We start from the raw sequence: 223 nt of genomic DNA, 5'->3' as shown, positions 1-223 counted from the left end.
GGCCTATAACGGCGGGCCCGCACGGGTCTCCTCGTGGCTGGAAGGACGGGGCGAGCTGCCCGCCGAGACGAGAAACTATGTGGCCTCCATCACGGGGCGGTCGGCAGAGGACTGGGCGGAGGATCTGAAGAAATCCCGTGCGCAGGAGCCGGAAGAGAGGCAGCCGGAAGGTTGCCTGCAGATCGTCGCGGTCCTGCGTCAGCCCGGACGTGGCGACGAGATC

At 67.7% G+C, this 223-nt stretch carries 1 pseudogene; it reads left to right on the top strand.

The annotated features are described in order from the left end of the window. Positions 1–223: pseudogene (locus E4K09_RS28815) on the top strand (lytic transglycosylase domain-containing protein); the annotation flags it as partial.

The organism is Microvirga pakistanensis (genome assembly GCF_004458765.1).
Classification (GTDB): Bacteria; Pseudomonadota; Alphaproteobacteria; order Rhizobiales; family Beijerinckiaceae; genus Microvirga; species Microvirga pakistanensis.
This window is presented reverse-complemented; position numbering and strand designations above follow the sequence as displayed.